Origin of the sequence: Stenotrophomonas maltophilia R551-3, assembly GCF_000020665.1 — a bacterium.
In the GTDB taxonomy this organism is placed as follows: domain Bacteria; phylum Pseudomonadota; class Gammaproteobacteria; order Xanthomonadales; family Xanthomonadaceae; genus Stenotrophomonas; species Stenotrophomonas maltophilia_L.
Window position 1 is genome coordinate 1,134,944 of record NC_011071.1, and the last position, 26,330, is coordinate 1,161,273.

Here is a 26,330-nt window from a genome sequence, read left to right on the forward strand (position 1 = left end):
TCAATCGCGGTCGTCGCGGGTCCAGATCGCGTCGTGCTCGCGCTTTACCGGGAACTTCGGCACCGGGCTGTAGGCCGGGGCACACAGGGCACGGCCATCGCGCACGTCGAAGCGCGCGCCGTGCAGCACGCACTCCACGCTGCCTTCGGCGGTGTTGAACTCGCCCGAGGACAGCTCGAACTCCTCATGCGTGCACTGGTCTTCCAGCGCGTACAACTCGCCGTCGAGATTGAACACCACGATCGGCGTGCCGGTCACTTCGTCGAACACGCTCTTCATTTCACCCGGCAGCAGTTCGGCACCGGCACAGACGAAGGTCCAGGCCTCGCTCACGCAGAGTCTCCGGCCAGCGGCTTTTCCAGGATCTCGAAGCGCAGGTCGTCGCGCTTGGGGATGCCGAAGCGTTCGTCGCCATACGGAAACGGCTTCTTGATGCCGGTGCGCTGGTAACCGCGGCGTTCATAGAAGGCGATCAGCTCGTCGCGCACATCGATCACCGTCATCTGCATCACCGGCACGCCCCATTCGCGTGCGGCGTGCGCTTCGGCGGCGTCCATCAGTTGCTTGCCGACACCGCCGCCCTGCTGGGCCGGGTCGACCGAGAACATGCCGAAGTAGCCCTTGCCGTCGACATCGGCGACATGGGCGCAGGCCACCAGTTGGCCGTCGCGTTCAGCCAGCAGGATGGTCGAGCGCGGGCGGTCGAGGTCACCCTGGATGCCGTCGGCATCGATGCGGGCGCCATCCAGCAGGTCGGCTTCGTTGGTCCAGCCAACGCGGCTGGCGTCACCACGGTAGGCCGAGGTGACCAGGGTGATCAGGGCGGGGATGTCGGCCGACGTGGCGGCCCGGTAGGTCAGGGTGCTCATGGACACATTCTATGTGGGGTGGGGGCGTGCGCAAATGGGAAGGTGGGGTCAGATCCCTTTCGCAGCGTGATAGGGATCTGGCCCCGGCGTCTACTGACCCAACGGCAGGCCATGGACCGACTGGCACGGGCGCGGAATCGGCAGATGCTCGGGGTCAGATCCCTTTGCGCAGCGAAGGGCTCTGACCCCCTGTTTCCAGGAGGAGCCCATGCCGAGGCCACGACGGGTCGATGCGCCCGGATACCCGCAACATGTCGTCCCGCGCGGCAACAATCGCCAGCCTGTGTTCTTCTCGGATGGCGACCGCGTCGCCTACCTGCGGCTGCTGTGTCATCACGCGGACCAGCAGCACTGCCGGATTCACGCCTATGTGCTGATGGGCAACCACGTGCACCTGCTGGTGACCCCTGATGCACCGGGCGGGATGTCGCGGATGATGCAGGCGGTGAACCGCGCCTACGTTCGCCGTGTGAACGAACGGCAGCAGCGCACGGGAACCCTGTGGGAGGGCCGCTTCCATTCCACGCTGGTTGATACCGAACGCTACCTGCTTGCCTGCCAGCGCTACGTCGAACTCAACCCGGTGCGGGCGGGGATGGTGGTGCGTCCTGGGGACTATCGCTGGTCAAGCTATCGCGCCAACGCACAGGGACGGGCAAATGCACTGCTCGTACCGCATTCGGCATTCGAGCTCATTGCTGCTGATGTGGATGAGCGGCGCAGACGCTATGCGGAGTTCATCGCGCAAGGTATTCCTGCTGGGGATCTGGTGGCGATACGTGGCGCGCTGCAGTCGCAGCGGCGGCTGTCGGGGCCGTTGATGGGGTCAGAGCCCTTTCGCGATGCGAAAGGGATCTGACCCCGGTGTGCCATGGCCTGCGGAGCTCTGCGTGTCTTCGATCCTGCCATTGGCGCCGCCATGAAAAACGCCGCGGTTTCCCGCGGCGTTCTCGGCTTCCGGCTGGCCAGGGAATCTCACCCCAGCAGCTTGCGCACCTTGGTCAACGCGGTCATGAAGCGCTCGATCTCGGCGTGCGTGTTGTAGAACGCCAACGAGGCACGGCAGGTGGCGGCGACGCCGAAGTACTGCAGCAGCGGGTGTGCGCAGTGCTGGCCCGAGCGCACGGCCACGCCTTCCAGGTCGAGCAGGGTCGCAAGGTCGTGCGCATGCGCGCCGTCGATCAGGAACGAGACCACGGCGGCTTTTTCCGGCGCTTCGCCGATGATGCGCAGGCCGTCGACACGGCGCAGCTCTTCGGTGAAATGCGCCAGCAGTTCGGCTTCGCGTGCTTCCACGTTCTCCTGGCCGAGCTGCTGCAGGTAGTCGGCGGCTACGCCCAGGCCGATGAATCCGGCGATGTTCGGGGTGCCGGCTTCGAACTTGTGCGGGGCATCGTTGAACACGGTGCCGTCGAAGCTGACTTCCTTGATCATCTCACCGCCGCCGAGGAACGGCGGCATCGCGTCCAGGTGCTCGCGACGGGCCCACAGTGCGCCGGTACCGGTCGGCCCGCACATCTTGTGGCCGGTGATGGCGTAGAAGTCGCAGCCGATCGCAGCGACGTCGACCTTGCGGTGCGGCACCGCCTGCGAGCCGTCGACCACGGTGATGATGCCGCGCTTGCGTGCTTCACGGCAGATCTCGCGCACCGGATTGACCGTGCCCAGCACGTTGGACACGTGCGTGACGGCGAGCAGCTTGACCTCGGGGGTCATCGCCGCGCGCAACGCGTCCAGGTCCAGCGCACCATCGGGGGTGATCTCGGCCACGCGGATGGTGGCGCCGGTACGCTGCGCGACCAGCTGCCACGGCACGATGTTGGCGTGGTGCTCCATGCGCGTGATCAGGATCACGTCGCCGGCCTTCAGCCGTGGCAGGGCCCACGAGTACGCCACCAGGTTGATGGCGAAGGTGGTGCCGCTGCACAGCACCAGGTCGCTGGGGCGCACGTTGAGGAAGCGCGCCAGTTTGTTTCGCGCGCCTTCATAGGCGTCGGTGGCTTCGCTGCCCAGCGCATGTACGGCACGGCTGACGTTGGCGTTGTAGCGGCGGTAGAACTCGTCCACCGCGCCGATCACCTGCACCGGCTTCTGGCCGGTGTTGGCATTGTCGAAATAGACCAGCGGCTTGCCGTGCACTTCGCGCATCAGCAGCGGGAAGTCGAGGCGGACGCGGTCCCAGTCGGGGCTGCCGGTGCGTTCTTCGATCGGTCGCGGCGAGGACAGGTTCATGCCACACCTGCCTCGGCCAGGGCCTTGTCCAGGCGACGCGCCAGCTGCGAGCGCAGCGCGTCGGGCAGCACCTTCAGCGGCTCGTGGCAGAACGCGGCGCTCAGCAATGCCTGCGCCTGCGCCTGCGGCAGGCCGCGCGTGCGCAGGTAGAACAGCGCATTGGCATCGAGCTGGCCGACGGTCGCGCCGTGCGCGGCCTTCACCTCATCGGCGTCGATCACCAGCGTCGGCTGGGTGTCGATCTCGGCGTCGGGCGACAGCAGCAGGTTCTTGTTGGACAGGTTGGCATCGGTGCCGTCGGCGCCTTCGCGGATCTGGATGCCGCCATGGAACACCACGCGGCTGCGGTTGGCCGCAACGCCGCGCCACAACAGCTCGCAGTTGGTATCGCGCGCGATGTGGTCGATGCCCAGGCGGGTCTCGACGTGGCGGCGGCCGTTGCCGAGCAGCACGCCATTGGCGGTCAGGTGGGCGTTGTCGCCTTCCAGGCGCACGTTCAGTTCATGGCGGCTGAGCGCGGCACCCAGCTCCAGGTCGACGCGGTGGTACTGCGCGTCGCGGGCCAGCACCGCATCGGTGCGCAGGAAGCTGGTCTGGCGCGCGCTGCCGGCCTGGACGCGGGCATGCTGGAGCACCGCGTCACGGGCGACGTGGGCATGCAGCACGGTGTTGTCCAGATGGGCGGCATCGCCGACGCTGAAGCGGTGCTCGACCACGCCCAGCTGTGCGCCGGCACGCAGTTCGATCAGGTGGCGGTGATGCCAGGCCAGGTCGGTGTCGCCGGCCACGCTGGCGAACACCAGCTGCAGAGGGGCTTCGACCTGCACGCCTTCGTCCACGCGCAGGACCACGCCTTCATCGGCCAGGGCGGCGTTGAGTCGGGCGAAGATTTCTTCGCTGCGCTCGTAACGGCGGCCGAGGAAACGAACGGCGTCCTCACCGTCCGCCAGCGCGGCCGACAGCGGCTGCAGCTGCACGCCGGCCGGCAACGCCTGCACGTCGCTCAGCGCGGCATCCAGGCGACCGTTGACGAACACCAGGCGCGGCGCCGGAATGTCTTCCAGCAGCGCGACGTCCAGGGCCGGGCCCTGCAGCGGTGCCGCGGCGAATGCACGGCGCTCCAGCTGGCGCAGCGAGGTGTACTTCCAGGCTTCGTTGCGGGCGGCCGGCAAGCCATCGCGCAGGGCCGCATCCAGCACTTCGCGGCGCGCATCGCTGCCGCAGAAGGCCTGGGCCATCGAGTCGAGCAGGGCGCTCATCAGACCGCCGCCTCGCGCACCACGCGATCCTTCAGGAAGTCATAGCCGTGCGCTTCCAGCTCCAGCGCCAGTTCCGGGCCACCGCTCTTGACGATGCGGCCGTCGGCCAGCACGTGCACCACGTCCGGCTTGATGTAGTCCAGCAGGCGCTGGTAGTGGGTGATGACCAGGAACGAGCGGTCGGCGCTGCGCAGTGCGTTGACGCCGTCGGCCACGCTCTTCAGTGCGTCGATGTCCAGGCCCGAATCGGTCTCGTCCAGGATCGCCAGCTTCGGCTCCAGCACGGCCAGCTGGAAGATCTCGTTGCGCTTCTTCTCGCCACCGGAGAAGCCTTCGTTGACGCCACGGTGCAGCAGTTCGTCCTTCAGGTGCAGCACGGCCAGCTTCTGGCGCACCAGCTTGAGGAACTGCATGGAATCGAGTTCTTCCTCACCGCGTGCCTTGCGCTGGGCATTCAGTGCCGCGCGCAGGAAGTAGGTGTTGTTCACACCCGGAATTTCCACCGGGTACTGGAACGCCAGGAACAGGCCGGCGGCGGCGCGCGCTTCCGGATCCTGGTCGAGCAGGTCGGTGCCTTCGAACTGCACGCTGCCTTCGGTCACGTCATAGCCGTCGCGGCCTGCCAGGACATTGCCCAGGGTGGACTTGCCGGCGCCGTTGGGGCCCATGATGGCGTGCACCTGGCCGGGCTTCACTTCCAGCGACAGGCCCTTGAGGATTTCCTTGTCGCCGATGCGGGCGTGGAGGTTTTCGATCTTCAGCATGGTCATGACTTGGTAGTTTTCTGGGCTGCGGGGTCGATGCGGACGATCTGCACAGAACCGCCGTCGGACTGCCCGGATTGAGCGGGAAGGGTGGAGAAGATCACGATGATTTCTTCACCGTGTTCTTGCAGGCAGGAGGTTGGAAGCGAGGCCTGCCGGATGGATTCGGCCGCAGCGCGATCCAGGCTGCGGTTACGCGACGTCAGCAACGGCACGATCGAGTCGAAGCTGCCGTCCGCTCGGGCTCGCACCAGCATCGAGAACTCCCCCGGCGTGGAGATGACCGTGCCTGCAGGCAGCGTGACGGGGGTGCTACCCCGCAGGTCTTCAGGCGTGCATGCTGCATTTGCGACGGCCCAGGGCGAAAGGCCCAGCAGGACCAGGGCAGGAAAAGGCGTGCGCATCATCCGACGCTGCCTTCCAGCGAGACTTCCAGCAGCTTCTTGGCTTCCACCGCGAACTCCATCGGCAGTTCGCGGAACACCTGCTTGCAGAAGCCGTCGACGATCATCGACACCGCGTCTTCCTGGCTGATGCCACGAGCGCGGCAGTAGAACAGCTGGTCGTCGGAGATCTTCGAAGTGGTGGCCTCGTGCTCGACCGTGGCGCCCGGGTTCTTCACCTCGATGTAGGGGAAGGTGTGCGCACCGCACTGCTTGCCGATCAGCAGCGAATCACACTGGGTGTAGTTGCGCGCGCCATCGGCGTTGCGGTCGACCCGGACCAGGCCGCGGTAGGTGTTCTGGCCACGGCCAGCGCTGATGCCCTTGCTGATGATCTTGCTCTTGGTGCGCTTGCCGACGTGGATCATCTTGGTGCCGGTGTCGGCCTGCTGGCGGTGATGGGTCAGTGCCACCGAGTGGAACTCACCGACCGAGTCATCGCCCAGCAGCACGCAGGACGGGTACTTCCAGGTGATCGCCGAACCGGTCTCGACCTGGGTCCAGGTGACCTTGCTGCGCGCGCCACGGCATTCGGCACGCTTGGTGACGAAGTTGTAGATGCCGCCGACGCCGTTCTCGTCGCCCGGGTACCAGTTCTGCACCGTGGAGTACTTGATTTCCGCATCTTCCAGCGCGACCAGCTCGACCACGGCGGCGTGCAGCTGGTTCTCATCGCGCATCGGCGCGGTGCAGCCTTCCAGGTAGGACACGTAGGCCTTGTCCTCGCAGATGATCAGCGTGCGCTCGAACTGGCCGGTGTGGCCGGCGTTGATGCGGAAATAGGTGCTCAGCTCCATCGGGCAACGCACGCCCTTGGGGATGAACACGAAGCTGCCATCGGAGAACACCGCCGAATTGAGCGCGGCGAAATAGTTGTCGCCGACCGGCACCACGGTGCCGAGGTACTGCTTGACCAGCTCCGGATGCTCCTTGATCGCCTCGGACATCGAGCAGAACACGATGCCCTTCTCGGCCAGTTCCTTGCGGAAGGTGGTACCGACGGACACCGAGTCGAACACCGCGTCGACCGCCACGCCGGCCAGCTTGGCGCGCTCGTGCAGCGGCACGCCCAGCTTGTCGTAGGTATCCAGCAGTTCCTTCGGCACGTCGTCCAGCGAGGCGTACTTCGGGCCCTTCGGCGCGGAGTAGTAGCTGAGCGCCTGCAGATCGATCGGGGAGATCTGCAGCTTGGCCCAGTTCGGCATCGGCATGGTCAGGAAGTGGCGGTAGGCGTCCAGGCGCCACTGCGTCATCCATTCCGGCTCTTCCTTCTTGGCCGACAGGGCACGGATGGTGTCCTCGTCGAGGCCGGCGGGAAGGGAGTCCGATTCGATGTCCGTGATGAAGCCGGCCGAATACTTGCGGCCGAGCTGCTCGTGGATCTCGCGGTTGGGGGTGTCGTCGCTGGCGACGTTTTCGATGGTTTCGGTGGCCATGGGGGGCTGCCTACGGATCAGGAGACGACGTCGACAGCGATGGTGCGGCGCTGTTCGTCATCGGCAAGGGGGAGAGGGGGCAGGATCTGGGCGAGGGTGACGTCGCGCAGGGCCTCGGAGACCACGTCGTTGATCAGCCGCCAGCTGCTGCGCGCACCGCACTTGGGCGCCATGCCGCACTGGTGGTGGTCGTGGCTGCATTCGGTCAGGGCCAGCGGCCCTTCCATCGCTTCGACCACTTCGAACAGCGAGATCTCGATGGCCGCGCGGGTCAGGCGGTAGCCGCCACGGACGCCACGCAGGCCCTCGACCAGGCCGGCCTGGGCCAGCGGCTTGAGCACCTTGCTGACGGTCGGCGGTTCCAGACCAGTGAATTCGGCCAGTTCGGTGGCACTGAGCACCTCGCCCGGGCGGGCGGCGAGTACGGTCAGTACCACGGTGGCGTAATCGGTGAGTTTGGTGACGCGCAACATGGGGATGCGAGTGGTTCTTAAAGCGGACTGAAATTGTACGCTTTTATTCGCCGCCATCCAAGCCGGGCATTCAGCCGGCGCTGGGGGCCGGGCCGGGAGCACTCACCGGGGCCGATGCCAGGGCGCCAATGCTGAGCCAACGGGATGATTTTCGCAATCACCCGGAATGGGCGAGAATCAACGTTCCTTTCGTTGCAGACCTCCCTTGCCGATGCCCAAGAAGATCCAAGCCCGCAAGTCCGCCATCCACGGCAACGGTGTGTTTTCCGTGGCCCCGATCAAGCAGGGCGAGCGCGTGATCCAGTACAAGGGCCTGCTGCGCAGCCACGGCGACGTCGATGCCGATGACAGCGGCGATGTTGAAAGTGGCCATACCTTCCTGTTCACCCTCAACGACGACTGGGTGATCGATGCCAACTACAAGGGCAACGACGCGCGCTGGATCAACCACAGCTGCGACCCGAACTGCGAGGCGGTGATCGAGGAAGACGAAGACGGCGACAGCCGCGGCGACAAGGTCTTCATCGAGGCGCTGCGCGATATCCAGGCCGGCGAAGAGCTGACCTACAACTACGGCATCACCCTGGCCGAGCGCCATACGGCCAAGCTGAAGAAGATCTGGGAGTGCCGCTGCGGCTCGCCCAAGTGCACCGGCACCATGCTGCAGCCCAAGCGCTGACCCGCAGCGGGTAGTGCCGGCCGCTGGCCGGCACACATGTGAAAAGCGTGCCGGCCAGCGGCCGGCACTACCTTACTTACCCAGCACGCCTGCCGGCACCAGGTTGCCCAGGTTCTGGTTGAAGGTGACCACCAGCTTGCCGTTCTTCACCTGCGCCGACTGCACCTGCAGGGCGCCGAGCAGGCCGGCCACGGCCGGGTCCAGCTTGTAGATCGGTTCGCGCTGGGCGTAGTCGCTCAGCCAGGCATTGAGCAGGCCGCGGGTGCGCGAATCGAGGCGACCGCCCTGGTTGGCCGGGGTGAAGTCATCCACGCTGGGCTGCTGCAGGTGGAAGCCCTGGGTCTGCGCGTCATAGCGCAGGCCGCTGCTGAGCTTCACCGTACCGAGCTTGGCCGGGTTGCCGCCAGCGGTCGCCAGCGCCACATCCATGCCCAGGTTCAGTCGTTCGCCGGCCGGCAGGCTCAGCTGCGGATGGCTCATGGTCAGCGCGATCAGGCCACCCAGCGCATCCTGGGTGCGCGGGAAACTGCCATCGAGGTACTGCTGCACATCGCTGGCGCCGACCGACAGTTCACGGCCGGAAATGGAAGGGGCGGCCTGCGCACCGATCGCCGCGGCGATCAGTACGGTGGAGGCGGCAAGGCGGGTCATCAGGGAACGCAGGCGCATGGCGGTGACCGGTGAATGCGGAATGGATGGAGCAAAGAGTAGCCTTGCCGGCTGAATCGTGCGTGCATGCCGCTGCAACGGTTCAGTCCAGCGTTGGCCGCAGTTGCGCCGACTGGATCTGCCAGGCGCGGCCATCGCTGCTGGGCTGCACCCGGTACCAGCCGCCGAAGCGGAACGTGCCCTGGGTGGTTGCTGCACGGACCTGTACCGGGATCTCCAGCAGCTGTGGTGGCTGGTGACCATCGCGGGCGATCGGCGACCCGGTCGTCAAACGCAGGCTGCGGACGTTCTCCAGCTGGCGCAACGCGGCGTCGTCCGCGCTTCGTGCATCGCGGGGCGGGAAGGTCCAGGCGGCATCGGCGCCTTTGTGGTCACGGTTGAGCAGGGCCATGACATAGCGATTGAGCATCGCGGCCGGGAGCTCGGCTTCGGCCGTGACGGCGGCAAACAGCGGGTCGACCGCGGTGGCTTGCAGTGCGGGCGCTTCGGCCTCTGCACTGGCAGCGGCCGGAGCCGGCGGCTGCGCAGGGGGAGCGGTTGGATCCGGTTGCGCCTCCGGCCGCGAACAGCCGAACAGCACCAGCGGCGCGATCAACAACAGGAACCTGCGCATGCCTGCCTCCTCCCCGAGGCGACGTGAAGGAGGGCAGTGTATCGGCTGCGCCGGTCTCAGCGGGAGGACGGCAGCTGTTCCAGCGCATCCAGCGCCGGCAGTACCTGCGTGGCGATTGCGGCCAGTGCGTGGCCTTCGGTTTCGGCGTGGCGCTGCACGATATCGCGCAGCAGCTGGGTGGCGATCACGACTGTCGCACGCTCATCGCCGCTGAGCCCGGCGGTGCGCGGTGCAGCTTCCAGCAGGCGCATCAGGTCGCGGCTGGCGCGATGCTCCAGTTCGATGGTGCAGCGCCCGGTGCACTGCACCCCGTCCTTTTCGATGGGGGTCACCGAGATCCGGTAGCGGGTGGAGGGGCTGGCCATGAGGGTGTGCTCGCCGTAGCTGTGGAGGATGTGCCCACGATAGGCAAGGCCACGGTCGGCAGCGATGGCCGGCGCTGCACGCAGTGTTCCACCCGGTACGTTCCGTGCGTGCAGAACGCGCGCTCATCCAACGGCGGCGGGCCTGTGCGGGCAATCCGCTGGCTGCGGCAACGCTGTGTTGCGGCCTGCGGTTCGGACAAAAAAAACGGGACGGCCTGAGCCGTCCCGTCGGAATCCGCTTCGGGGCGCGCGCTTACAGCGCAGCGTCCTTCAGCTTCTTCAGCGGACGCACCTTCAGCTTGGTGGTGGCCGGCTTGGCGGCGAACCACTGTTCTTCCTTGGTGAACGGGTTGATGCCCTTGCGCTTCGGCTTGGCCGGCACATTGACGGTGCTGATCTTCAGCAGGCCCGGCAGGGTGAACGAGCCAGCGCCCTTCTTGTGCACCGAGGAGGCGACAGCGCTTTCCAGCGAGGCCAGCACAGCGCGGACGTCCTTGGCGATGACGCCGGAGGCTTCAGCGATGTGTGCAACCAGGCCGGACTTGGTCAGCACTTCCTTGATCGGCTTCGGAGCGGCCGGCTTGGCGGCTGCCTTCGTCGCGACTTTCTTCACTGCCTTCTTCGGGGCAGCCTTCTTAGCGGTCTTTGCCATGGTTTCCTGTTCCGTGAACGGTTGGTTGTTTGGTCGGCGCCGAACCCCGTCGGCAAGCGCAATGTAGGGCAACTCTCGGGCGCCGCCAATAGCCTGGAGTGCGGAAAGTGCATGTTTTTTCATATCCAGGCCGATTCAGTACATGGCCGGTGGTGGGGGCTGGGGGTGCCGCGGTGCGGCCGGCAATGCTCGTCCCGGTAGCGAGGGGATGCGCGAAATCACTGAAAACAAGGGAAAAATGCGCGTTCTGTTGGCGAGGAAGTGTCCACGTGCCTGCGGCCAGGGTGACGTCCGGCGTGCGGCGGAGCGACGCAGGGCTAACGCATGGCGTGCGAGGGTAAACGTTCATCACCGCCACGCAGGAGCAGCACATGGGAATCTCGCGACACGCCACCGCGCACTGGGAAGGCGATCTGAAGTCCGGCAAGGGACAGTTGAGCACGCCGCAGAGTGGCCTGCTGGACAAGACCCGCTATGGCTTCAACAGCCGTTTCGGCGACGAAAAAGGCACCAACCCGGAAGAGCTGATCGCTGCCGCGCACGCCGGCTGTTTCACCATGGCGCTGTCGGCCAAGCTCGGCGAAGCCGGCTTCACCCCGACCTCGCTGGATACCGAGGCCAAGGTCGATCTGTCACTGGAAGGTGGCCCGCAGCTGTCGCAGATCCGGCTGAAAGTGAAGGCCGTGGTGCCGGGCATCGATGCGGGGCAGTTCCGTGCCATTGCCGATGACGCCAAGCAGAACTGCCCGGTGTCCAAGGCGCTGAGCGCGGTGCCGATCAGCCTGGAAGCCGAGCTGGGTTGAGGTCGGTAGCGCCGGGCCATGCCCGGCGAGCGCAGCGGAAAGACGCCGGGCATGGCCCGGCGCTACCACGCCGTACGGGATCACCAATCAATGGTGCCGGCAATCACTGTCTGCACCTGGCCACCGGACCAGACTTCCCCGTCTTCATCGACGAAGAGGGTCAAGCGCGCGTCGTGGCCGACTTCGCGACCCTGGCTGACTTCGAACGGTGCACCGCCACGGGGCAGGGCATCGCGCAGGTCCAGCCACGCGGCAAGCACGGCGTTGGCGGCACCGGAGGCGGCGTCCTCGAAGCGGCGTCCATTGCCGACGAAGGCGCGCACCGCGAGGTCGAAGCCCTCGCTGCCATCGCTGAAGGCATAGGCAAACACGCCCATGCTGTCGGTGGATTCGGCCAACTCGGCGACCGCGTCCCAGTCCGGACGGAGGGCACGCAATGCGGCCTCATCGGCCACCTGCACCACCCACCAGCTACGCCCGCCCTGCATGCGTGCCGGCGGCAGCGTGCCCAGCGGCCAGCCCTTCAGGGCCGGCTGCAGGCGTGGATCGGTGGCCTCGGCGGTCTCGGCCAGCTGCGCGCGCGGGGTGCGGATGGCGATGCGCTGCTGCGCAGCCTCGCCACTGACGCGTAGCGGCAGCACGCCGGCAATGCCGTCCTGCACCAGCATGCCGTCGACCGGCGCGGCTAGGCCGGCCTGCAGTACCGCATGCGCGGTGCCGACGCTGGGGTGGCCGGCGAACGGCACTTCCTTCTGCGGGCTGAACATGCGCAGCCGATAGCTGGCGCCGGCCGCCTCCGGCGGGAACACGAAGGTGGTTTCCGGCAGGCGCGTCCAGCGCGCGATGGCCTGCATGCTGGCGTCGTCCAGGCCTTCGGCATCGAGTACCACGGCCAGCGGATTACCCGCGCCGGGGCGCGGCGAGAACACATCCAGCTGCAGGAAACGGCGGCTAGTCATCGGGGCGAAACTCCAGGAATGAAGGGGGATACGGTAGCGCGGGGCCATGCCCCGCGAGCGCGCAGCGCGGCAAGGCCGACGGGCCTGGCCCGGCGCTACCAGCGGATGTTGCCGTCGATGACTGGCTGCACCTGGCCGCCGATCCACACCGTGCCCTCTGCATCGACTTCTACCTGCACTCGGCCATCGCGGCCGACTTCGCGGCCCTGGCTGGCCACATAAGTGCCGACGCGGCCGGGCAGGGCACTGCGTTGCCGCAGCCAGGCGCCGATCAGGGCGTTGGCGCTGCCGGTCACCGGATCCTCCGGCACGCTGGCCGCATCGGCGGGGCAGAACGCGCGCACCACGCGGGAATGGTCGGTGCCGGCTTCATCAGCGAACACGGCCACGCCGGTTGCGTCGGTGGCCAGGCTCCAGTCACGCAGGGCGGCCATGTCCGGCACCAGGTTGCGTACGGTGGTGGCATCGCGCAGCGGCAGCAGCCACCAGCGCGCGCCGTTGTCCCAAAGTTCCGGCGCATGCCCGTTGGCGGCGAGGGCCAGCAGCGCTTCGGGTACCCCGTTGGCTGTCGTCGCCCGTTGCCGCGCCGGCGGGCTGGCCAGCTGGACCTGCAGCGCCTCAGCCGGGCCGCTCACCCGTACCGGCAGCAACCCTGCGGCGCACTGCTGTACCAGCGCACCCTCGCGCGGCTGGGCCAGGCCGCAGGTCACCGCCGTCCAGGCCGCGCCAACACTGGGGTGGCCGGCGAAGGCCAGTTCACGGGTCGGGGTGAAGATGCGGATGTGATAGTCGGCACCGGGCGCGCTGGGGCGCAGGAAGAACACCGTCTCGGACAGGTTCAGCCAGGCCGCCAGGGCCTGCATCTGCTCGCCGGAGAGATCGTCGGCGTCCAGCACGGCACCCAGTGGGTTGCCGGTACCGGGGCGGGGGGCGAAGACATCGAGCTGCAGGTAACGGAGGACGGCCATCTACGGGGATATTGCGCTTAGAATCAAAGGTTCCGCCCCCGAGGGCGGCTTCCCCACATTCTACATAGCCAATCCATGTCAGCTTCCCCCCTTGTCGATCGTTGGATCGTACTGAAGTTCGGCGGCACCTCGGTGTCGCGTCGTCACCGCTGGGACACGATCGGGAAGCTGGCGAAAAAACGCGCGGAAGAGACCGGCTCGCGCGTGCTGGTGGTGGTTTCGGCGCTGTCCGGGGTCACCAACGAACTGACCGCGATTGCCGATGGCGCGCCGGACAGCCGTGATCGCGTGGCCGCGCTGGTCGAGCGCCACCAGGGCTTCCTGCAGGAACTGGAGCTGGGCGCCGAGGTGCTGGCCGAACGACTGGCCGTGCTGCAGGGCCTGCTCGATGACCCGCGTGCCGCTGCTCGTCCGCTGGACTGGCAGGCTGAAGTACTGGGCCAGGGCGAACTGCTGTCCTCCAGCCTGGGTGCGGCCTATCTGCGTGCCAGCGGCCTGGATTTCGGCTGGATGGATGCCCGCCAGTGGCTGGATGCACTGCCGCCACAGCCGAATCAGAGCGACTGGTCGCAGCGCCTGTCGGTGAATTGCCAATGGCGTGCCGATGCCGCCTGGGCGCAGCGCTTCCGCGCGCAGCCGACCCGGCTGCTGATCACCCAGGGCTTCATCTCGCGCCACGCCGACGGCGGCACCGCCATCCTCGGCCGTGGTGGTTCGGATACCTCGGCGGCGTACTTCGGTGCGCTGCTCGGCGCCAGCCGCGTGGAGATCTGGACCGACGTGCCGGGCATGTTCAGCGCCAATCCCAAGGACGTTCCGGACGCGCGGCTGCTGACCCGGCTGGACTATTACGAAGCGCAGGAAATCGCCACCACCGGTGCCAAGGTGCTGCACCCGCGTTCGATCAAGCCGTGCCGTGATGCCGGCGTGCCGATGGCCATTCTCGATACCGAGCGCCCGGAACTGCCGGGCACCAGCATCGACGGCAATGCCGCACCAGTGCCGGGGGTGAAGGCGATCAGCCGCCGCAACGGCATCGTGCTGGTGTCGATGGAAGGCATCGGCATGTGGCAGCAGGTCGGCTTCCTGGCCGACGTGTTCAATCTGTTCAAGAAGCATGGCCTGTCGGTGGACCTGATTGGTTCGGCCGAGACCAACGTCACCGTATCGCTGGATCCGTCCGAGAACCTGGTCAACACCGATGTGCTGGCCGCGCTGTCGGCCGATCTGTCGCAGATCTGCAAGGTGAAGGTGATCGTGCCGTGCGCGGCGATCACCCTGGTCGGCCTCGGCATGCGCTCGCTGCTGCACAAGCTGTCGGACGTGTGGGCGACCTTCGGCCGCGAACGCGTGCACATGATCTCGCAGTCGTCCAACGACCTGAACCTGACCTTCGTCATCGACGAAGCCGATGCCGATGGCCTGCTGCCGATCCTGCACGCCGAGCTGATCGACAGTGGCGCGATGCCGGTGGAAGAGACCGAAGTGTTCGGCCCGCGCTGGCGTGAGATTGCCGGTACGGTGCGCCCGCGTGGTACGCCGTGGTGGCGTGGCCAGCGTGCGCACCTGCTGCAGCTGGCCGATGCCGGTACGCCGCGCTACGTCTACCATCTGCCGACCGTACGTGCCCGTGCCCGTGCGCTGGCGGCAATCAAGCCGATCGACCAGCGCTACTACGCGATCAAGGCCAACAGCCATCCGGCCATCCTGCAGCTGCTGGAAGCCGAGGGCTTTGGACTGGAGTGCGTATCGCATGGCGAACTGAAGCACGTGTTCCAGCATCTGCCGGAACTGTCGCCCAAGCGCGTGCTGTTCACCCCCAGCTTCTGCCCGCGCGAGGAATACGAAGCGGCATTCGCGCTGGGCGTGACCGTCACCGTCGACAATGTCGAAGCCCTGCAGCGCTGGCCGGACCTGTTCCGCAACCGTGAACTGTGGCTGCGCGTCGATCTGGGTCGTGGCGAGGGCCACCACGCCAAGGTGCGTACCGGCGGCAAGGATTCCAAGTTCGGCCTGCCGATTGCCCGCGTCGACGAGTTCGTGCGCGCGGCTACCGAACTGGGCACCCGCGTGGTCGGCCTGCATGCGCACCTGGGCAGCGGCGTGGAAACCGCGCAGCACTGGCGCCTGATGTGCGATGAGCTGGCCGGTTTCGCCCGCCGCATCGGCAGCGTGCAGACCATCGACATCGGTGGTGGCCTTCCAATTCCGTACAGCGACGAAGACGAGCCGTTCGACCTGGATGCCTGGGCCGAGGGCCTGGCCGAGGTCAAGGCGCTGCATCCGGCGTTCCGCCTGGCGATCGAACCGGGCCGCTTCCTGGTGGCGGAATCCGGCGTGCTGCTGACCCATGCCACCCAGGTGGTGGAGAAGGATGGCGTACGCCGGGTCGGCCTGGATGCGGGCATGAACACCCTGATGCGCCCGGCGCTGTACGACGCCTGGCATGACATCGAGAACCTCAGCCGCCAGGGCGGCTACGCCGAGGCCGCCTTCGATGTGGTCGGCCCGATCTGCGAATCCAGTGATGTGTTCGGCAAGCGCCGCAAGCTGCCGGTGTCGACCGCGCCGGACGATGTGATGCTGATTGCCGATGCCGGTGCCTACGGCTACGTGATGTCCAACACCTACAACCAGCGGGCGATGCCGCGCGAAGACGTGATCGAGTGATCGCTGCCTTCCGCGCTCTGCACCCGCCCACCGACACCTCCCGCGCCTGCGCGCGGGCAGGTGCCTGACCGGATACACCATGACTGCTTTCGACAAACACCAGGTTTCCCGCTTCCGCTTCGTCCGCTGCGAGTTCGCTGCGGACACCGGTGTGGCCAAGCTGGTCTACGCCTTCGATGATGGCCCGGAGATGGTGGAAACCATCACCGTGCCGGGCGCCCCGTTCGTGCTGGATCAGGCGCGCACCGCCGCCGTGCAGCGCGCGCTGCAGCTGCTGCACCTGATCGCCGGTGTCAGCTACTACAAGGCGGGCGTGCCGGAGACGGTCAGCATCGACAGCTACGCCATCGATGCCGATACCGCTGCCCTGGTGGAGACGGTCTACCTCAACGGTCTGGGCGAGTTCGCCTACCGCAACGGCCTGAACCTGCGCGGTCGCTTCCGCCTGCCGGTGCAGGGCGAGGCAGTGCCGGCGCCCGTGCTGGGCCTGCAGCCGCACGCGCTGGTGGCCATCGGCGGCGGCAAGGATTCGCTGGTCAGCATCGAAGCCCTGCGCCGTGCCGGCGTGGACGAGACAGTGACCTGGATCGGTGGCTCGCAGCTGATCCGTGCCTGCGCCGAACGCACCGGCCTGCCGACGCTGAACCTGGGCCGCGCGCTGGCGCCGGAGTTGTTCGAACTCAACCGCCAGGGCGCCTGGAACGGCCATATCCCGGTCACTGCGGTGAACTCGGCGATCATGGTGCTGGCCGCGCTGCTGCAGGGCGTGGACCAGGTGGTGTTCTCCAACGAACGTTCGGCCAGCTACGGCAGCCAGATTCCGGGCACCGGCGAAGTGAACCACCAGTGGTCCAAAGGCTGGGCGTTCGAGCAGGCGTTCGGCAGCCATGTGCAGAGGCAGGTGGCCGCCGATCTGCAGTACTACTCGCTGCTGCGGCCGATGTCCGAGCTGGCGGTTGCGCGCCAGTTCGCCAAGACCGATTTCTACGACGCGCACTTCTCCAGCTGCAATCGCAACTTCCACATCCTCGGCGAGCGCCCGGTGAACCGCTGGTGCGGCGTCTGCCCGAAGTGCCATTTCGTGTTCCTGGCGCTGGCCCCGTTCATGCCCAAGACGCGCCTGGTGCGCATCTTCGGCCGCAACCTGCTGGATGACATCGAGCAGGCCGGCGGCTTCGATGCGCTGCTGGAGTTCCAGGACCACAAGCCGTTCGAGTGCGTGGGCGAAGGCCGCGAATCGCGTGCAGCGATGGCAACCCTGGCACAGCGCGCCGAGTGGAAGGAAGACGTGCTGGTGAAGCGCTTCTGCAATGAGATCCAGCCGCAGCTGGATGCCACCGAACTGGAACTGGCACCGCTGCTGCAGCTGCAGGGCGAGCACCGTATTCCGGCTGCGCTGTGGGAACGGGTACGTGAAGATTTCGAAGTTTGAAGGAAAGCGTGTTGCGCTGTGGGGCTGGGGCCGTGAGGGCCGTGCCGCGTTTGCGGTGCTGCATTCGCGCCTGCCCACGCTTGGCCTGAGCCTGTTCTGTCCAGCTGCCGAAGTCGAGGCAGCGCGTGCGGAAACACACGGTGCGCTGGACGTCCGTGGTGAGCCGTCGGCCGAGACGCTGGCTGCCTTCGATGTGGTGATCAAGTCGCCGGGCATCAGCCCTTACCAGCCAATCGCGCTGGCCGCCGCCGCGCAGGGCACCACCTTCATCGGTGGCACTGCGCTGTGGTTTGCCGAACATGCGAGTGCCGATGGCATCGTGCACGACACCGTGTGCGTGACCGGCACCAAGGGCAAGAGCACCACCACCGCGCTGGTCGCACACCTGCTGCGTGCGGCCGGCCACCGTACGGGCCTGGTCGGCAACATCGGCCTGCCGCTGCTGGAAGTGCTGGACCCGCAGCCCGCGCCCGAGTACTGGGCGGTGGAACTGTCCAGCTACCAGACCGGCGAAGTGGCGCGCAGTGGCGCCCGCCCGCAGGTGGCGGTGGTGCTGAACCTGTTCCCGGAACACCTGGACTGGCATGGCAGCGAACAGCGTTACATCGAGGACAAGCTGCAGCTGGTGACTGAAGCCGCACCGCGCATCGCCGTGCTCAACGCCGCCGATCCGCATCTGGCCGCGCTGTCGCTGCCTGATAGCAAGGTGATCTGGTTCAACCAGCCGCAGGGCTGGCATATGCGCGGTGACATCGTGCATCGCGGTGAGCAGGCCGTGTTCGACACCCGCAACACACCGCTGCCGGGCCGCCACAACCGCGGCAACCTGTGCGCGGTACTGGCCGCGCTGGAAGCACTGGGCCTGGATGCGGTGGCGCTGGCACCGGCGGTGCAGGATTTCCGCCCGCTGCCGAACCGCCTGCAGCGCATCGGCGCGGCCGAAGGCCTGACCTACGTCAACGATTCGATCAGCACCACGCCGCATGCCAGCCTGGCCGCGCTGGAGTGTTTCGCCGGGCAGCGCATCGCGCTGCTGGTGGGCGGGCACGACCGTGGCTTGGACTGGACCGATTTCATGCAGCACATGGCGCACGACGTGCCGCCGGTGGAGATCGTGACCATGGGCAGCAATGGCCCGCGCATCCACGCGATGCTGCAGCCGCTGGCCGATGCCGGTCGCTTCGGCCTGCACGCTGCGGGCGATCTGCCGGAGGCGATGGCCTTGGCGCGTGCGGCGCTGGGTTCTGAGGGCGGGGTGATATTGCTGTCGCCTGGCGCACCGAGTTTCGGTGCGTACCGTGACTACGTGGCGCGTGGCCGCCACTTCGCCGAGCTGGCCGGCTTCGATCCGGACAGCATCAGCGCGATTCCGGGTCTGGGCATCGCCTGATCTGCCGGATCGGGGTCGGATTCCTTTCCGCAGGAAAGGGCTCTGACCCCAGTGGGATCCTGTGCATCCCATCCACGCATGGCGTGAATCTACTGTCGAGCCGAGCCCACGCTCGGCTGGGTTTCAATCCTCGTCCTGGTCGATGAACGCGTAATCGCGATCGATCAGCTGCTGCAGATACGCATCGAAGCTGGGTGCGATCACTGCATAGCTGTCCGGATCGTGCAGGTAGCGCACCACCTGGCCGACTGTGCCGCCCGGCGCCGGATCGAAATCCAGGTACAGCATCGAGGTGCCGCCGTTGTTCATGCAGTGCGAGAAGCACAGGCGGCGGTTCATCGGAAGATCGGCGTCGATGCCTTCACCCAGAATCTCCGGCTCGTCATCCAGCCACTCTTCGTAGATGGAACGGATGCTGTCGTCCCACTGCCGCTGGTCCTCGAAGACCTGCGCCACCGAACGCAGGTAGTACGGATAGCCACCGCCCTCCACGTCCGAGCCGAGCATCAGCACGCAGACCTCCCCACCGGGGTACTCGCGGAAGTGCGTGCCATTCACGCGCGACAGCAACGCGACCAGACTGTCCGGCACCTGCGGCCACTGCGCACGCAGGCGCTGCAGGTCTTCGGCGCTGGCGCCCTGCACGTGGGCCCACTGCGGGGCATCGTCGGCAGGCAGGCGTGGAATCAGGCCAGACAGAAAGCGATCAACCAGGTTCATGCGAAAAAAGGGGACGGAGGGGATTAAGTCGTATCCAACCACACCTGCGTCACGTCGCCAATGCAGAATGCGACGCGGGAGGGGCGAATACGGCTTAATCCCCTCCGTCCCTTTTTTTCGGAGCAGGCGCATGAATCGTTGGCGATGCGGCGTGGCGATGGTACTGGGGCTGGCAGCGATGCCGGCGTGGGCGGCGATGAAGACGCAGCCGGTGGAGTGGAAGCACCAGGGCACGACCTTTAGCGGCGTGCTGGTCTATGACGATGGCGAGCACGACAAGCGCCCGGGTCTGGTGATGGTGCCGAACTGGAAGGGCGTGAATGAATCGGCCATCGAGAAGGCCAAGCAGCTGGCTGGCGATGACTACGTGGTGCTGGTGGCCGATGTGTACGGCAAGGGCGTGCGGCCCAAGACCGATGCCGAGGCTGGCCCGGTGGCGACCAAGCTGCGCAACGACCGGCCGCTGCTGCGTGCGCGTGCGCTGGAGGCGGTGAACGTGCTCAAGGCGCAGGCCGGCAAGGCGCCGGTTGATGCCAGCCGGATCGGTGCGGTCGGCTTCTGCTTCGGGGGGACCACGGTGCTGGAGCTGGCCCGTGCCGGTGCGCCACTGGCAGGCGTGGTCAGCCTGCATGGCGGGCTGGGTTCGCCGCTGCCGGCCCAGGCCGGTGGCACGCACCCGTCGGTGCTGGTGCTCAATGGCGCCGATGACAAGAGCGTGAGCGCCGAGGACATCGCCGGTTTCCAGAAGGAAATGAACGCGGCCAAGGTCGATTGGGAATTCACCAACTACAGCGGGGCAGTGCACTGCTTCGCCGAGCGTGATGCCAACAGTCCGCCGGGCTGCCAGTACAACGAACGGGCGGCCAAGCGCGCGTGGAAGGCGCTGGATGAGTTCTTCGAGGAGCGCTTCATGTAGAGCCGAGCCATGCTCGGCTGTGAAAGGTGTGCCGACCAACGGTCGGCACCTACCGATGTTTCAGTGCCGACCAACTGTCGGCACCTACCGGTCATTGTGGGTGCCGACCGTTGGTCGGCACGCCTTCACCCGTCAATGCGAACGCTGCACCGCGTAGCGGGCCAGGCCGCGCAGGGCGGCCACGGCATCATTGTCGCCCAGGCCGTCCAGCGCGCGCTCGGCGGCTTCGGCATATTCCTCGGCACGCGCACGGCTGTACTCCAGGCCGCCGGTGGCGCGGATTGCGGCCAGCACTTCCGGCATCGCCGAGGCATCACCGTCCTGCACGATGGTGCGCAGGCGCTCGCGGGTGGCGTCGTTGGAGTGGGCCATCGCGTGGATCAGCGGCAGCGTCGCCTTGCCCTCGGCGAGGTCGTCGCCCAGGTTCTTGCCCAGTTCCTCGGCGTTGGCCGAATAGTCCAGCACGTCGTCGGCGATCTGGAACGCGTAGCCCAGGTGCATGCCGTAGTCGAACAGGGCCTGCTGGGTGGCTTCGTCCACGCCGCTGGCCAGTGCGCCCAGGCGGGTGCCGGCAGCGAACAGCACCGCGGTCTTGCGCTCGATCACGCGCAGGTAGGCGGCTTCGTCGGTATCCGGGTTGTGCACGTGCAGCAGCTGCAGCACTTCACCCTCGGCGATGCGGTTGGTGGCATCGGCCAGGATCTGCATCACCGACATGCGCTCCAGCTCGACCATCAACTGGAAGCTGCGCGAGTACAGGAAGTCGCCGACCAGCACGCTGGGCGCGTTGCCCCACAGTGCGTTGGCGGTGCTGCGGCCACGGCGCAGGCTGGATTCGTCCACCACATCGTCGTGCAGCAGGGTGGAGGTGTGGATGAACTCGATGATCGCTGCCAGCTGGTGGTGCTCGGGGCCGACGTTGCCGACCGCGCGGCCGGCCAGCATCACCAGCATCGGGCGCAGGCGCTTGCCGCCGGCGGAGATGATGTGGTCGGCGATCTGGTTGATCAGCACGACGTCCGAGGACAGCCGGCGCCGGATCAGGGCGTCGACGGCGGCCATGTCGGCCGCGGCAAGCGACTGGATCTGGGGCAGGCCCAGGGCGGGACGGGTGTCTTCGGTGATGGTCATGCGATCAGGCTTTCAGGCTCACCACTGATTATAGGCGCTGCCCGTGAATTCGGGCGCAAACCGGGCGGGCCGACGTCCTCGGCCCGGCCACGGCTGCCGCCCGCGTGAATACGTATGCAGGTTGCGCCAAGCCCGGGGACCCACCGCTAAGCTTGCGGCATCAGGATTTCGGCCCGCTCCCGGCGGGTCCCGCACGCCCGGAGGGGGGCTGTCGATGTCGCACTATCCATGGTGGCGCGGAGCCGTCATCTACCAGATCTACCCGCGCAGTTTCCTCGACGCCAACGGCGACGGGGTAGGCGACCTGCCCGGCATCATCCAGCGCCTGGATCACATCGCCGCGCTGGGCGTGGACGCGATCTGGATCTCGCCGTTCTTCAAATCGCCGATGGCCGACTTCGGCTATGACATCGCCGATTACCGCGACGTCGACCCGCTGTTCGGCAGCCTGGACGACTTCGACCGCCTGCTGGCCAAGGCCCACGGGCTGGGCCTGAAGGTGATGATCGACCAGGTGCTGAGCCACACCTCGATCGAGCACGCCTGGTTCCGCGAGAGCCGCCAGGACCGCAGCAACCCGAAGGCGGACTGGTACGTCTGGGCCGACCCGCGCGAGGACGGCACCCCGCCCAACAACTGGCTGTCGCTGTTCGGCGGCGGCGCCTGGCAGTGGGAGCCGCGCCGCGAGCAGTACTACCTGCACAACTTCCTGGTGGACCAGCCGGACCTGAACTTCCATCACCCGGACGTGCAGCGGGCGACCCTGGACAACGTGCGCTTCTGGCTGGACCGCGGCGTGGACGGCTTCCGCCTGGATGCGATCAACTTCTGCTTCCACGACGCGCAGCTGCGCGACAACCCGGCCAAACCGGCCGACAAGCGGGTAGGGCGCGGCTTCAGCGCGGACAACCCGTACGCCTACCAGTACCACTACTACAACAACACCCAGCCGGAGAACCTGCCGTTGCTGGAGCGCCTGCGCGCGCTGCTGGATGAGTACCCGGGCGCGGTCAGCCTGGGCGAAATCTCCTCGGAGGACTCGCTGGCCACCACCGCCGAGTACACCCGGGATGGCCGCCTGCACATGGGCTACAGCTTCGAGCTGCTGGTGGACGATTACAGCGCGGCCTACATCCGCGACACGGTCTCGCGGCTGGAAGCGGCAATGACCGAAGGCTGGCCGTGCTGGGCGGTTTCGAATCACGATGTGGAGCGGGCGGTCAGCCGCTGGGGCGGCCACCCGACTGATCCCCGCCTGGCGCGGATGCTGGTGGCGATGCTGTGCTCGCTGCGCGGTTCGGTCTGCCTGTACCAGGGCGAGGAACTGGGCCTGGCTGAGGCCGAGGTACCGTTCGAGGCCCTGCAGGATCCCTATGGCATCACCTTCTGGCCCAACTTCAAGGGCCGCGACGGCTGCCGTACTCCGCTGCCGTGGACCGATGCGCCGCTGGCCGGGTTCACCTCGGGCCAGCCGTGGTTGCCGATCCCGGCCGAGCACCGGGCGGCGGCAGTGGCCGTGCAGGAGCGGGATCCGCACTCGGTGCTGGCCGCGTTCCGGGCGTTCCTGGGCTGGCGGCATACCCAGCCGGCGCTCCTGCATGGCAGCATCCGATTCATCGAAAGCGCCGAGCCAGTGCTGCTGTTCGAGCGTATGCTTGCAGATGAAACCCTCCTGCTGGCCTTCAACCTGTCGGCCGAGGCGGTGAGTCATCCGCTGCCGCCGGGCAACTGGCAGCAGGTGGCGGTGCCGGGCCCGGATGCGGGCACGGTGCAGGGCAATGAACTCCAGCTGCCGCCGCGTGCGGTGTATTGCGCACGTCGCAGCTGACCGTTTTCTCCGGTGGCGGTACTTGCGGGGACGGGGCCGAAGCGCCCCGTCCCTTTTTTGTGGGTGAGCTTCCGGCGAAAGGCATCTACGCACGGCGCGGATCTATTGTCGGCATGCGCGCAAAAGAAAACCCGCTGCCTGCGCAACGGGTTTCCGGTCCTGCTCCCTTTGTGTTGCCGGCCAGCGGCCGGCACTACCGGGTCCGGGTCGCCGGGCATGGCCCGGCGCTTCCTCAGAACTTGTAGTTCACGCCCAGCATGTAGGTGCGGCCCCACTCGATGTACTCCAGCGGGCGGTCCTTGCTGCCGGCGTAGGTACGGTACGGCTCGTTGGTCAGGTTGCTTCCCTGCAGCAGCAGGGTCAGGCCGCGCAGGGTGCTGCTGTCGCTGAAGGTGTAGCTGAGCTGTGCATCGGTCACGTTCTCGCCGACCACGTAGCGCAGGCTGCGGTTGCCGTTGAAGTTGCCGATCTCGCCGATGAAGTCCGAACGGCGGCGCTGGCTCACGCGTGCTTCAAAGCCACTGCGCTCGTAGTAGGCGGTGAAATTGTAGACGCGCTTGGACAGGCCCGGCAGGCTGATCGGATCGTTGCCCACGCTGGAAGCGCTTTCCGGGTCCAGGATGGTGATGTCGCTCTTGTTGAAGGTCGCGCTGGCCTGCACGCCGAAGCCACGCAGGCTGTCGGTCAGCATCTCCAGCGGGAACGATGCGGTCAGTTCCAGGCCCTTCAGCGTGCCACCCTTGCCGTTCTGTGGGGCGGAGAAGGTGCCGGTGGTCAGCACCGGCGTGGTCATGCCAGGCGGCGGTACATAGCTGCCCAGCAGTGCGGTGAAGTCGTAGTTGTCCACCGACTGCGTGTAGACGTAGCTCTTCAGGTCCTTGTAGAAGATCGCTGCGGCCACGTAGGCCTTCTCGCCGAAGTACTTCTCGTAGGACAGGTCCAGCGCGGTGGCACGCCACGGATCCAGCAACGGATTGCCGCCGCTGCCACCGGGGCGGCCGGTGCCGGTATCCACGCCGAATTCGAGGCCGGCGCGCATCTGGTCCACACGCGGGCGTGCGACCTGCTTGGCGGCAGCGAAGCGCAGCGTCTGCTGGTGCGGGAACATGAAGGCCAGGTTCAAGCTCGGCAGCCAATCGTTGTAGGTGCGGCCGTTCGAATACGGCTGCACGTTGTTGCCGGCTGCCTGCGAGCTGTCCCAGTAGCGCGAGTCCGAGCTCTGGTCGGTGTGCTGCATCTGCACGCCGATGTTGCCGCGCACGCCGACCACGCCGATGTCGGTGTTGATGTTCAGGCGCGCCCAGGCGGTGGTGATCTTCTCCTGCACCGTCCACGACTTGGGAATCAGGTAGTCCAGGTTGTCGACCGGGTTGAAGGTCATGTAACGGCCCACCGCGGCCGGCACGTTCCAGGCCGGGATGTAGCCGATGCCGGCGAAGCCGAGGTTCACCGGACGGTACTGCAGGTCCGAGGCGATGTTGGCATCGCCCTGCGCGCCGAGCAGGATGTTGCCTTCGGACTGGGTCTTCACCTTGCGGCGGTCGGCGTAGTTGACGCCGATGTCGAGGTCCGGTGCCCACGAGGCGATGGCGTCGGGCAGGGCGATGGTCGCGGCCAGCTTGCCACCCTTCAGGCGGTCTTCGACCTTCGGTACCTTGCCGTAGCCGGAGCCGTAGATGGTGTTGGTCAGGAACAGCGCATCCGGGTTGGAGTAGTTCAGGCCTGGGCTGATGTGCGAGAAACCATTCTGGCGGAACTGCACGCCGACCGTATCCAGCTGCGGCATCGGGGTCAGCTGCAGGTTGTTTTCCAGGTTCAGCTCGTCGCGGGTGGCCTTGGAGTAGTTCAGGTCGGCGACCAGCTTCACGCCGCTGAAGTTGAACTCATTGTTCCAGCCGAACGCGTCGATCTTGTCCTTGCGCTTGTTGTACATGCCGCGCACCAGCGGATACACGCCGCTGGCGGTGCCGCCGGTAAACGAGCCGTTGCCATTGACCTGCGGGTTGCTGACCAGCAGGCCCGGGGTGTAGTTGCCGTTGTAGTTGCTGAGATTCAGCTCGAACTGATTGGCGGTATCGATCTGCTCGGCTTCGGTGTGGAACGCATCGAAGGTGCTGGTCCAGCTGTTGTTCGGCCGGAACTGGATGGTGGCCATCACGCCGTCGCGCTTGTTGTTGCCGGTGCGGCGCAGTGCCTTGATGCCATCGGAGAAGTAGGTGCCCGCAGCGACGCCCGGGCGGTTGCCCTTGTCGGTGTGCTCGGTGGTCCACGGCTCATACAGGCCAACCTGGTTTTCCTGGATCGGCATGTCGCTGTGTGCGTAGCCGATGGCGATGCCCAGGGTCTTGTCCAGGAACTGATCGATGTAGCTGGCGCTGAAGCGGTTGCCGTACGGATCGACGTTGGCGGCGCGGCCCAATGAACTCTTCTGGTAGCGGCCGCTGACTGCGATCACGCGCTCGCCGAAGCTGAGCGGGCGTGCGGTCTGCATGTCGATGGTGCCCGACAGGCCCTGGCCGACCAGCGCCGCGTCCGGGGTCTTGTACACGGTCACGCCGTTGACCAGCTCGGACGGGTACTGGTCGAATTCGACGCCGCGGTTGTCGCCGGTGCTGACCACTTCACGGCCATTGAGCAGGGTGGTGGCGAAGTCGGGCGACAGGCCACGCACACTGATCACCTGCGCACGGCCGGCCACGCGCTGGGCAGCCAGGCCGGGCAGGCGCGAGATGGATTCGGCGATGCTGACGTCGGGCAGTTTGCCGATGTCTTCGGCGGAGATCGCTTCGACCACCGAGGTGGCGTCCTGCTTGATCGCGATTGCGTTCTCGATGCCGCGGCGGATGCCGGTGACCTGCACCGTATCCAGGTTGGTGGCGGCGGTGGCGGCCGGCGTGGTGGTGCTCTGCGTGGACTGTGCCGACGCCAGCGTCGGCGCCAGGACAACGGCCAGCGCGATGCTCAGCGCGCTGCGCTTGTGGTTCAACATTTTCCCCTCCCAGGCAATGTTGCAGATCGATTCGTGAACGTCCCGGAGTGACCGTGGACGTGCGACGCGG

Annotated in this window: 25 protein-coding genes; 8 read left to right on the top strand and 17 right to left on the bottom strand. The window is 66.8% G+C overall.

The window, feature by feature from the left end; all coding sequences use genetic code 11:
* Together SMAL_RS05135 and SMAL_RS05140 are read right to left on the bottom strand one after the other, a co-directional pair.
* Window positions 1-333, bottom strand: coding sequence for a non-heme iron oxygenase ferredoxin subunit (locus tag SMAL_RS05135; RefSeq protein WP_012510316.1), 333 nt, complete (start codon window positions 331-333; stop codon window positions 1-3).
* Complete coding sequence (locus SMAL_RS05140; RefSeq protein WP_012510317.1) at window positions 330-869, bottom strand: GNAT family N-acetyltransferase; 540 nt, start codon at window positions 867-869, stop codon at window positions 330-332. The genes SMAL_RS05135 and SMAL_RS05140 overlap by 4 nt, the downstream gene beginning before the upstream one ends.
* Window positions 870-1,077: 208 nt before the next feature.
* Here SMAL_RS05140 and SMAL_RS05145 point away from each other — a divergent pair, with 208 nt between their 5' ends.
* Entirely contained in the window at window positions 1,078-1,728 is a 651-nt protein-coding gene (locus tag SMAL_RS05145; protein ID WP_012510318.1) for an REP-associated tyrosine transposase, read from the top strand.
* A 116-nt stretch (window positions 1,729-1,844) separates the two neighbouring features.
* On the opposite strand, the gene SMAL_RS05150 is transcribed toward SMAL_RS05145, so the two are convergent.
* The 6 genes from SMAL_RS05150 to SMAL_RS05175 are packed head-to-tail and all read right to left on the bottom strand — an operon-like array spanning window position 1,845 to window position 7,476.
* Window positions 1,845-3,101, bottom strand: coding sequence for a cysteine desulfurase (locus SMAL_RS05150; RefSeq protein WP_012510319.1), 1,257 nt, complete (start codon window positions 3,099-3,101; stop codon window positions 1,845-1,847).
* A complete protein-coding gene (gene sufD, locus SMAL_RS05155) occupies window positions 3,098-4,360 on the bottom strand; it encodes a Fe-S cluster assembly protein SufD (RefSeq protein ID WP_012510320.1) in 1,263 nt (420 codons plus the stop codon). The genes SMAL_RS05150 and sufD overlap by 4 nt, the downstream gene beginning before the upstream one ends.
* Window positions 4,360-5,124 carry a Fe-S cluster assembly ATPase SufC gene (gene sufC, locus SMAL_RS05160; protein ID WP_004147524.1) on the bottom strand — a complete coding sequence of 255 codons (765 nt, stop codon included), beginning with the start codon at window positions 5,122-5,124 and terminating at the stop codon, window positions 4,360-4,362. The genes sufD and sufC overlap by 1 nt, the downstream gene beginning before the upstream one ends.
* 2 nt (window positions 5,125-5,126) lie before the next feature.
* Complete coding sequence (locus SMAL_RS05165) at window positions 5,127-5,531, bottom strand: hypothetical protein (RefSeq protein WP_041864484.1); 405 nt, start codon at window positions 5,529-5,531, stop codon at window positions 5,127-5,129.
* Window positions 5,528-7,003, bottom strand: a complete 1,476-nt coding sequence (sufB, locus tag SMAL_RS05170) for a Fe-S cluster assembly protein SufB (RefSeq protein WP_012510323.1) — start codon at window positions 7,001-7,003, stop codon at window positions 5,528-5,530. Before sufB ends, SMAL_RS05165 begins: the two co-directional genes overlap by 4 nt.
* A gap of 17 nt (window positions 7,004-7,020) precedes the next feature.
* Entirely contained in the window at window positions 7,021-7,476 is a 456-nt protein-coding gene (locus tag SMAL_RS05175) for an SUF system Fe-S cluster assembly regulator (RefSeq protein ID WP_012510324.1), read from the bottom strand.
* A 211-nt stretch (window positions 7,477-7,687) separates the two neighbouring features.
* Here SMAL_RS05175 and SMAL_RS05180 point away from each other — a divergent pair, with 211 nt between their 5' ends.
* Window positions 7,688-8,155 carry an SET domain-containing protein gene (locus tag SMAL_RS05180; RefSeq protein ID WP_012510325.1) on the top strand — a complete coding sequence of 156 codons (468 nt, stop codon included), beginning with the start codon at window positions 7,688-7,690 and terminating at the stop codon, window positions 8,153-8,155.
* A gap of 72 nt (window positions 8,156-8,227) precedes the next feature.
* Here SMAL_RS05180 and SMAL_RS05185 read toward each other — a convergent pair whose 3' ends face one another.
* The 4 genes from SMAL_RS05185 to SMAL_RS05200 all read right to left on the bottom strand — a co-directional run bounded on the left by SMAL_RS05185 (window position 8,228) and on the right by SMAL_RS05200 (window position 10,454).
* Window positions 8,228-8,824, bottom strand: coding sequence for a YceB family lipoprotein (locus SMAL_RS05185; protein ID WP_012510326.1), 597 nt, complete (start codon window positions 8,822-8,824; stop codon window positions 8,228-8,230).
* Between the two features lie 82 nt (window positions 8,825-8,906).
* On the bottom strand, window positions 8,907-9,437 hold the full coding sequence (locus tag SMAL_RS05190) for a hypothetical protein (protein WP_012510327.1): 531 nt from the start codon (window positions 9,435-9,437) through the stop codon (window positions 8,907-8,909).
* Between the two features lie 56 nt (window positions 9,438-9,493).
* Window positions 9,494-9,802, bottom strand: coding sequence for a DUF3861 family protein (locus tag SMAL_RS05195; RefSeq protein WP_004147559.1), 309 nt, complete (start codon window positions 9,800-9,802; stop codon window positions 9,494-9,496).
* Window positions 9,803-10,055: 253 nt separating this feature from the next.
* Window positions 10,056-10,454, bottom strand: coding sequence for an HU family DNA-binding protein (locus SMAL_RS05200; protein WP_012510328.1), 399 nt, complete (start codon window positions 10,452-10,454; stop codon window positions 10,056-10,058).
* Between the two features lie 371 nt (window positions 10,455-10,825).
* Here SMAL_RS05200 and SMAL_RS05205 point away from each other — a divergent pair, with 371 nt between their 5' ends.
* Entirely contained in the window at window positions 10,826-11,257 is a 432-nt protein-coding gene (locus SMAL_RS05205; protein WP_004147570.1) for an OsmC family protein, read from the top strand.
* 80 nt (window positions 11,258-11,337) lie between these two features.
* Here SMAL_RS05205 and SMAL_RS05210 read toward each other — a convergent pair whose 3' ends face one another.
* Both SMAL_RS05210 and SMAL_RS05215 read right to left on the bottom strand, forming a co-directional pair.
* Entirely contained in the window at window positions 11,338-12,216 is an 879-nt protein-coding gene (locus SMAL_RS05210) for a PhzF family phenazine biosynthesis protein (RefSeq protein WP_012510329.1), read from the bottom strand.
* Between the two features lie 95 nt (window positions 12,217-12,311).
* Window positions 12,312-13,184, bottom strand: a complete 873-nt coding sequence (locus SMAL_RS05215) for a PhzF family phenazine biosynthesis protein (protein ID WP_012510330.1) — start codon at window positions 13,182-13,184, stop codon at window positions 12,312-12,314.
* A 75-nt stretch (window positions 13,185-13,259) separates the two neighbouring features.
* On the opposite strand from SMAL_RS05215, the gene SMAL_RS05220 reads away from it, so the two are divergent.
* The 3 genes from SMAL_RS05220 to murD all read left to right on the top strand — a co-directional run bounded on the left by SMAL_RS05220 (window position 13,260) and on the right by murD (window position 18,676).
* Window positions 13,260-15,854: a bifunctional aspartate kinase/diaminopimelate decarboxylase gene (locus SMAL_RS05220; RefSeq protein ID WP_012510331.1), complete on the top strand. Its 2,595-nt coding sequence runs from the start codon at window positions 13,260-13,262 to the stop codon at window positions 15,852-15,854.
* 79 nt (window positions 15,855-15,933) lie between these two features.
* Complete coding sequence (gene murL, locus SMAL_RS05225) at window positions 15,934-17,286, top strand: UDP-N-acetyl-alpha-D-muramoyl-L-alanyl-L-glutamate epimerase (RefSeq protein ID WP_012510332.1); 1,353 nt, start codon at window positions 15,934-15,936, stop codon at window positions 17,284-17,286.
* The gene (gene murD / locus SMAL_RS05230; protein ID WP_012510333.1) at window positions 17,267-18,676 is read left to right on the top strand and encodes a UDP-N-acetylmuramoyl-L-alanine--D-glutamate ligase; all 1,410 of its coding nucleotides are present in this window, start codon (window positions 17,267-17,269) and stop codon (window positions 18,674-18,676) included. Before murL ends, murD begins: the two co-directional genes overlap by 20 nt.
* 123 nt (window positions 18,677-18,799) lie before the next feature.
* Here the strand turns inward: murD and SMAL_RS05235 are convergent, their stop codons facing one another.
* On the bottom strand, window positions 18,800-19,396 hold the full coding sequence (locus SMAL_RS05235) for an SMI1/KNR4 family protein (RefSeq protein WP_012510334.1): 597 nt from the start codon (window positions 19,394-19,396) through the stop codon (window positions 18,800-18,802).
* A 130-nt stretch (window positions 19,397-19,526) separates the two neighbouring features.
* Here SMAL_RS05235 and SMAL_RS05240 point away from each other — a divergent pair, with 130 nt between their 5' ends.
* Window positions 19,527-20,312, top strand: a complete 786-nt coding sequence (locus tag SMAL_RS05240) for a dienelactone hydrolase family protein (RefSeq protein ID WP_012510335.1) — start codon at window positions 19,527-19,529, stop codon at window positions 20,310-20,312.
* Between the two features lie 132 nt (window positions 20,313-20,444).
* On the opposite strand, the gene SMAL_RS05245 is transcribed toward SMAL_RS05240, so the two are convergent.
* Window positions 20,445-21,443 carry a polyprenyl synthetase family protein gene (locus tag SMAL_RS05245; protein WP_012510336.1) on the bottom strand — a complete coding sequence of 333 codons (999 nt, stop codon included), beginning with the start codon at window positions 21,441-21,443 and terminating at the stop codon, window positions 20,445-20,447.
* Between the two features lie 214 nt (window positions 21,444-21,657).
* Here SMAL_RS05245 and SMAL_RS05250 point away from each other — a divergent pair, with 214 nt between their 5' ends.
* Complete coding sequence (locus SMAL_RS05250; protein ID WP_012510337.1) at window positions 21,658-23,271, top strand: alpha-glucosidase family protein; 1,614 nt, start codon at window positions 21,658-21,660, stop codon at window positions 23,269-23,271.
* A 232-nt stretch (window positions 23,272-23,503) separates the two neighbouring features.
* On the opposite strand, the gene SMAL_RS05255 is transcribed toward SMAL_RS05250, so the two are convergent.
* Window positions 23,504-26,260 (bottom strand): TonB-dependent receptor, encoded by a 2,757-nt coding sequence (locus tag SMAL_RS05255; RefSeq protein ID WP_012510338.1) that lies wholly within the window; start codon window positions 26,258-26,260, stop codon window positions 23,504-23,506.
* Window positions 26,261-26,330 lie beyond the last annotated feature (70 nt).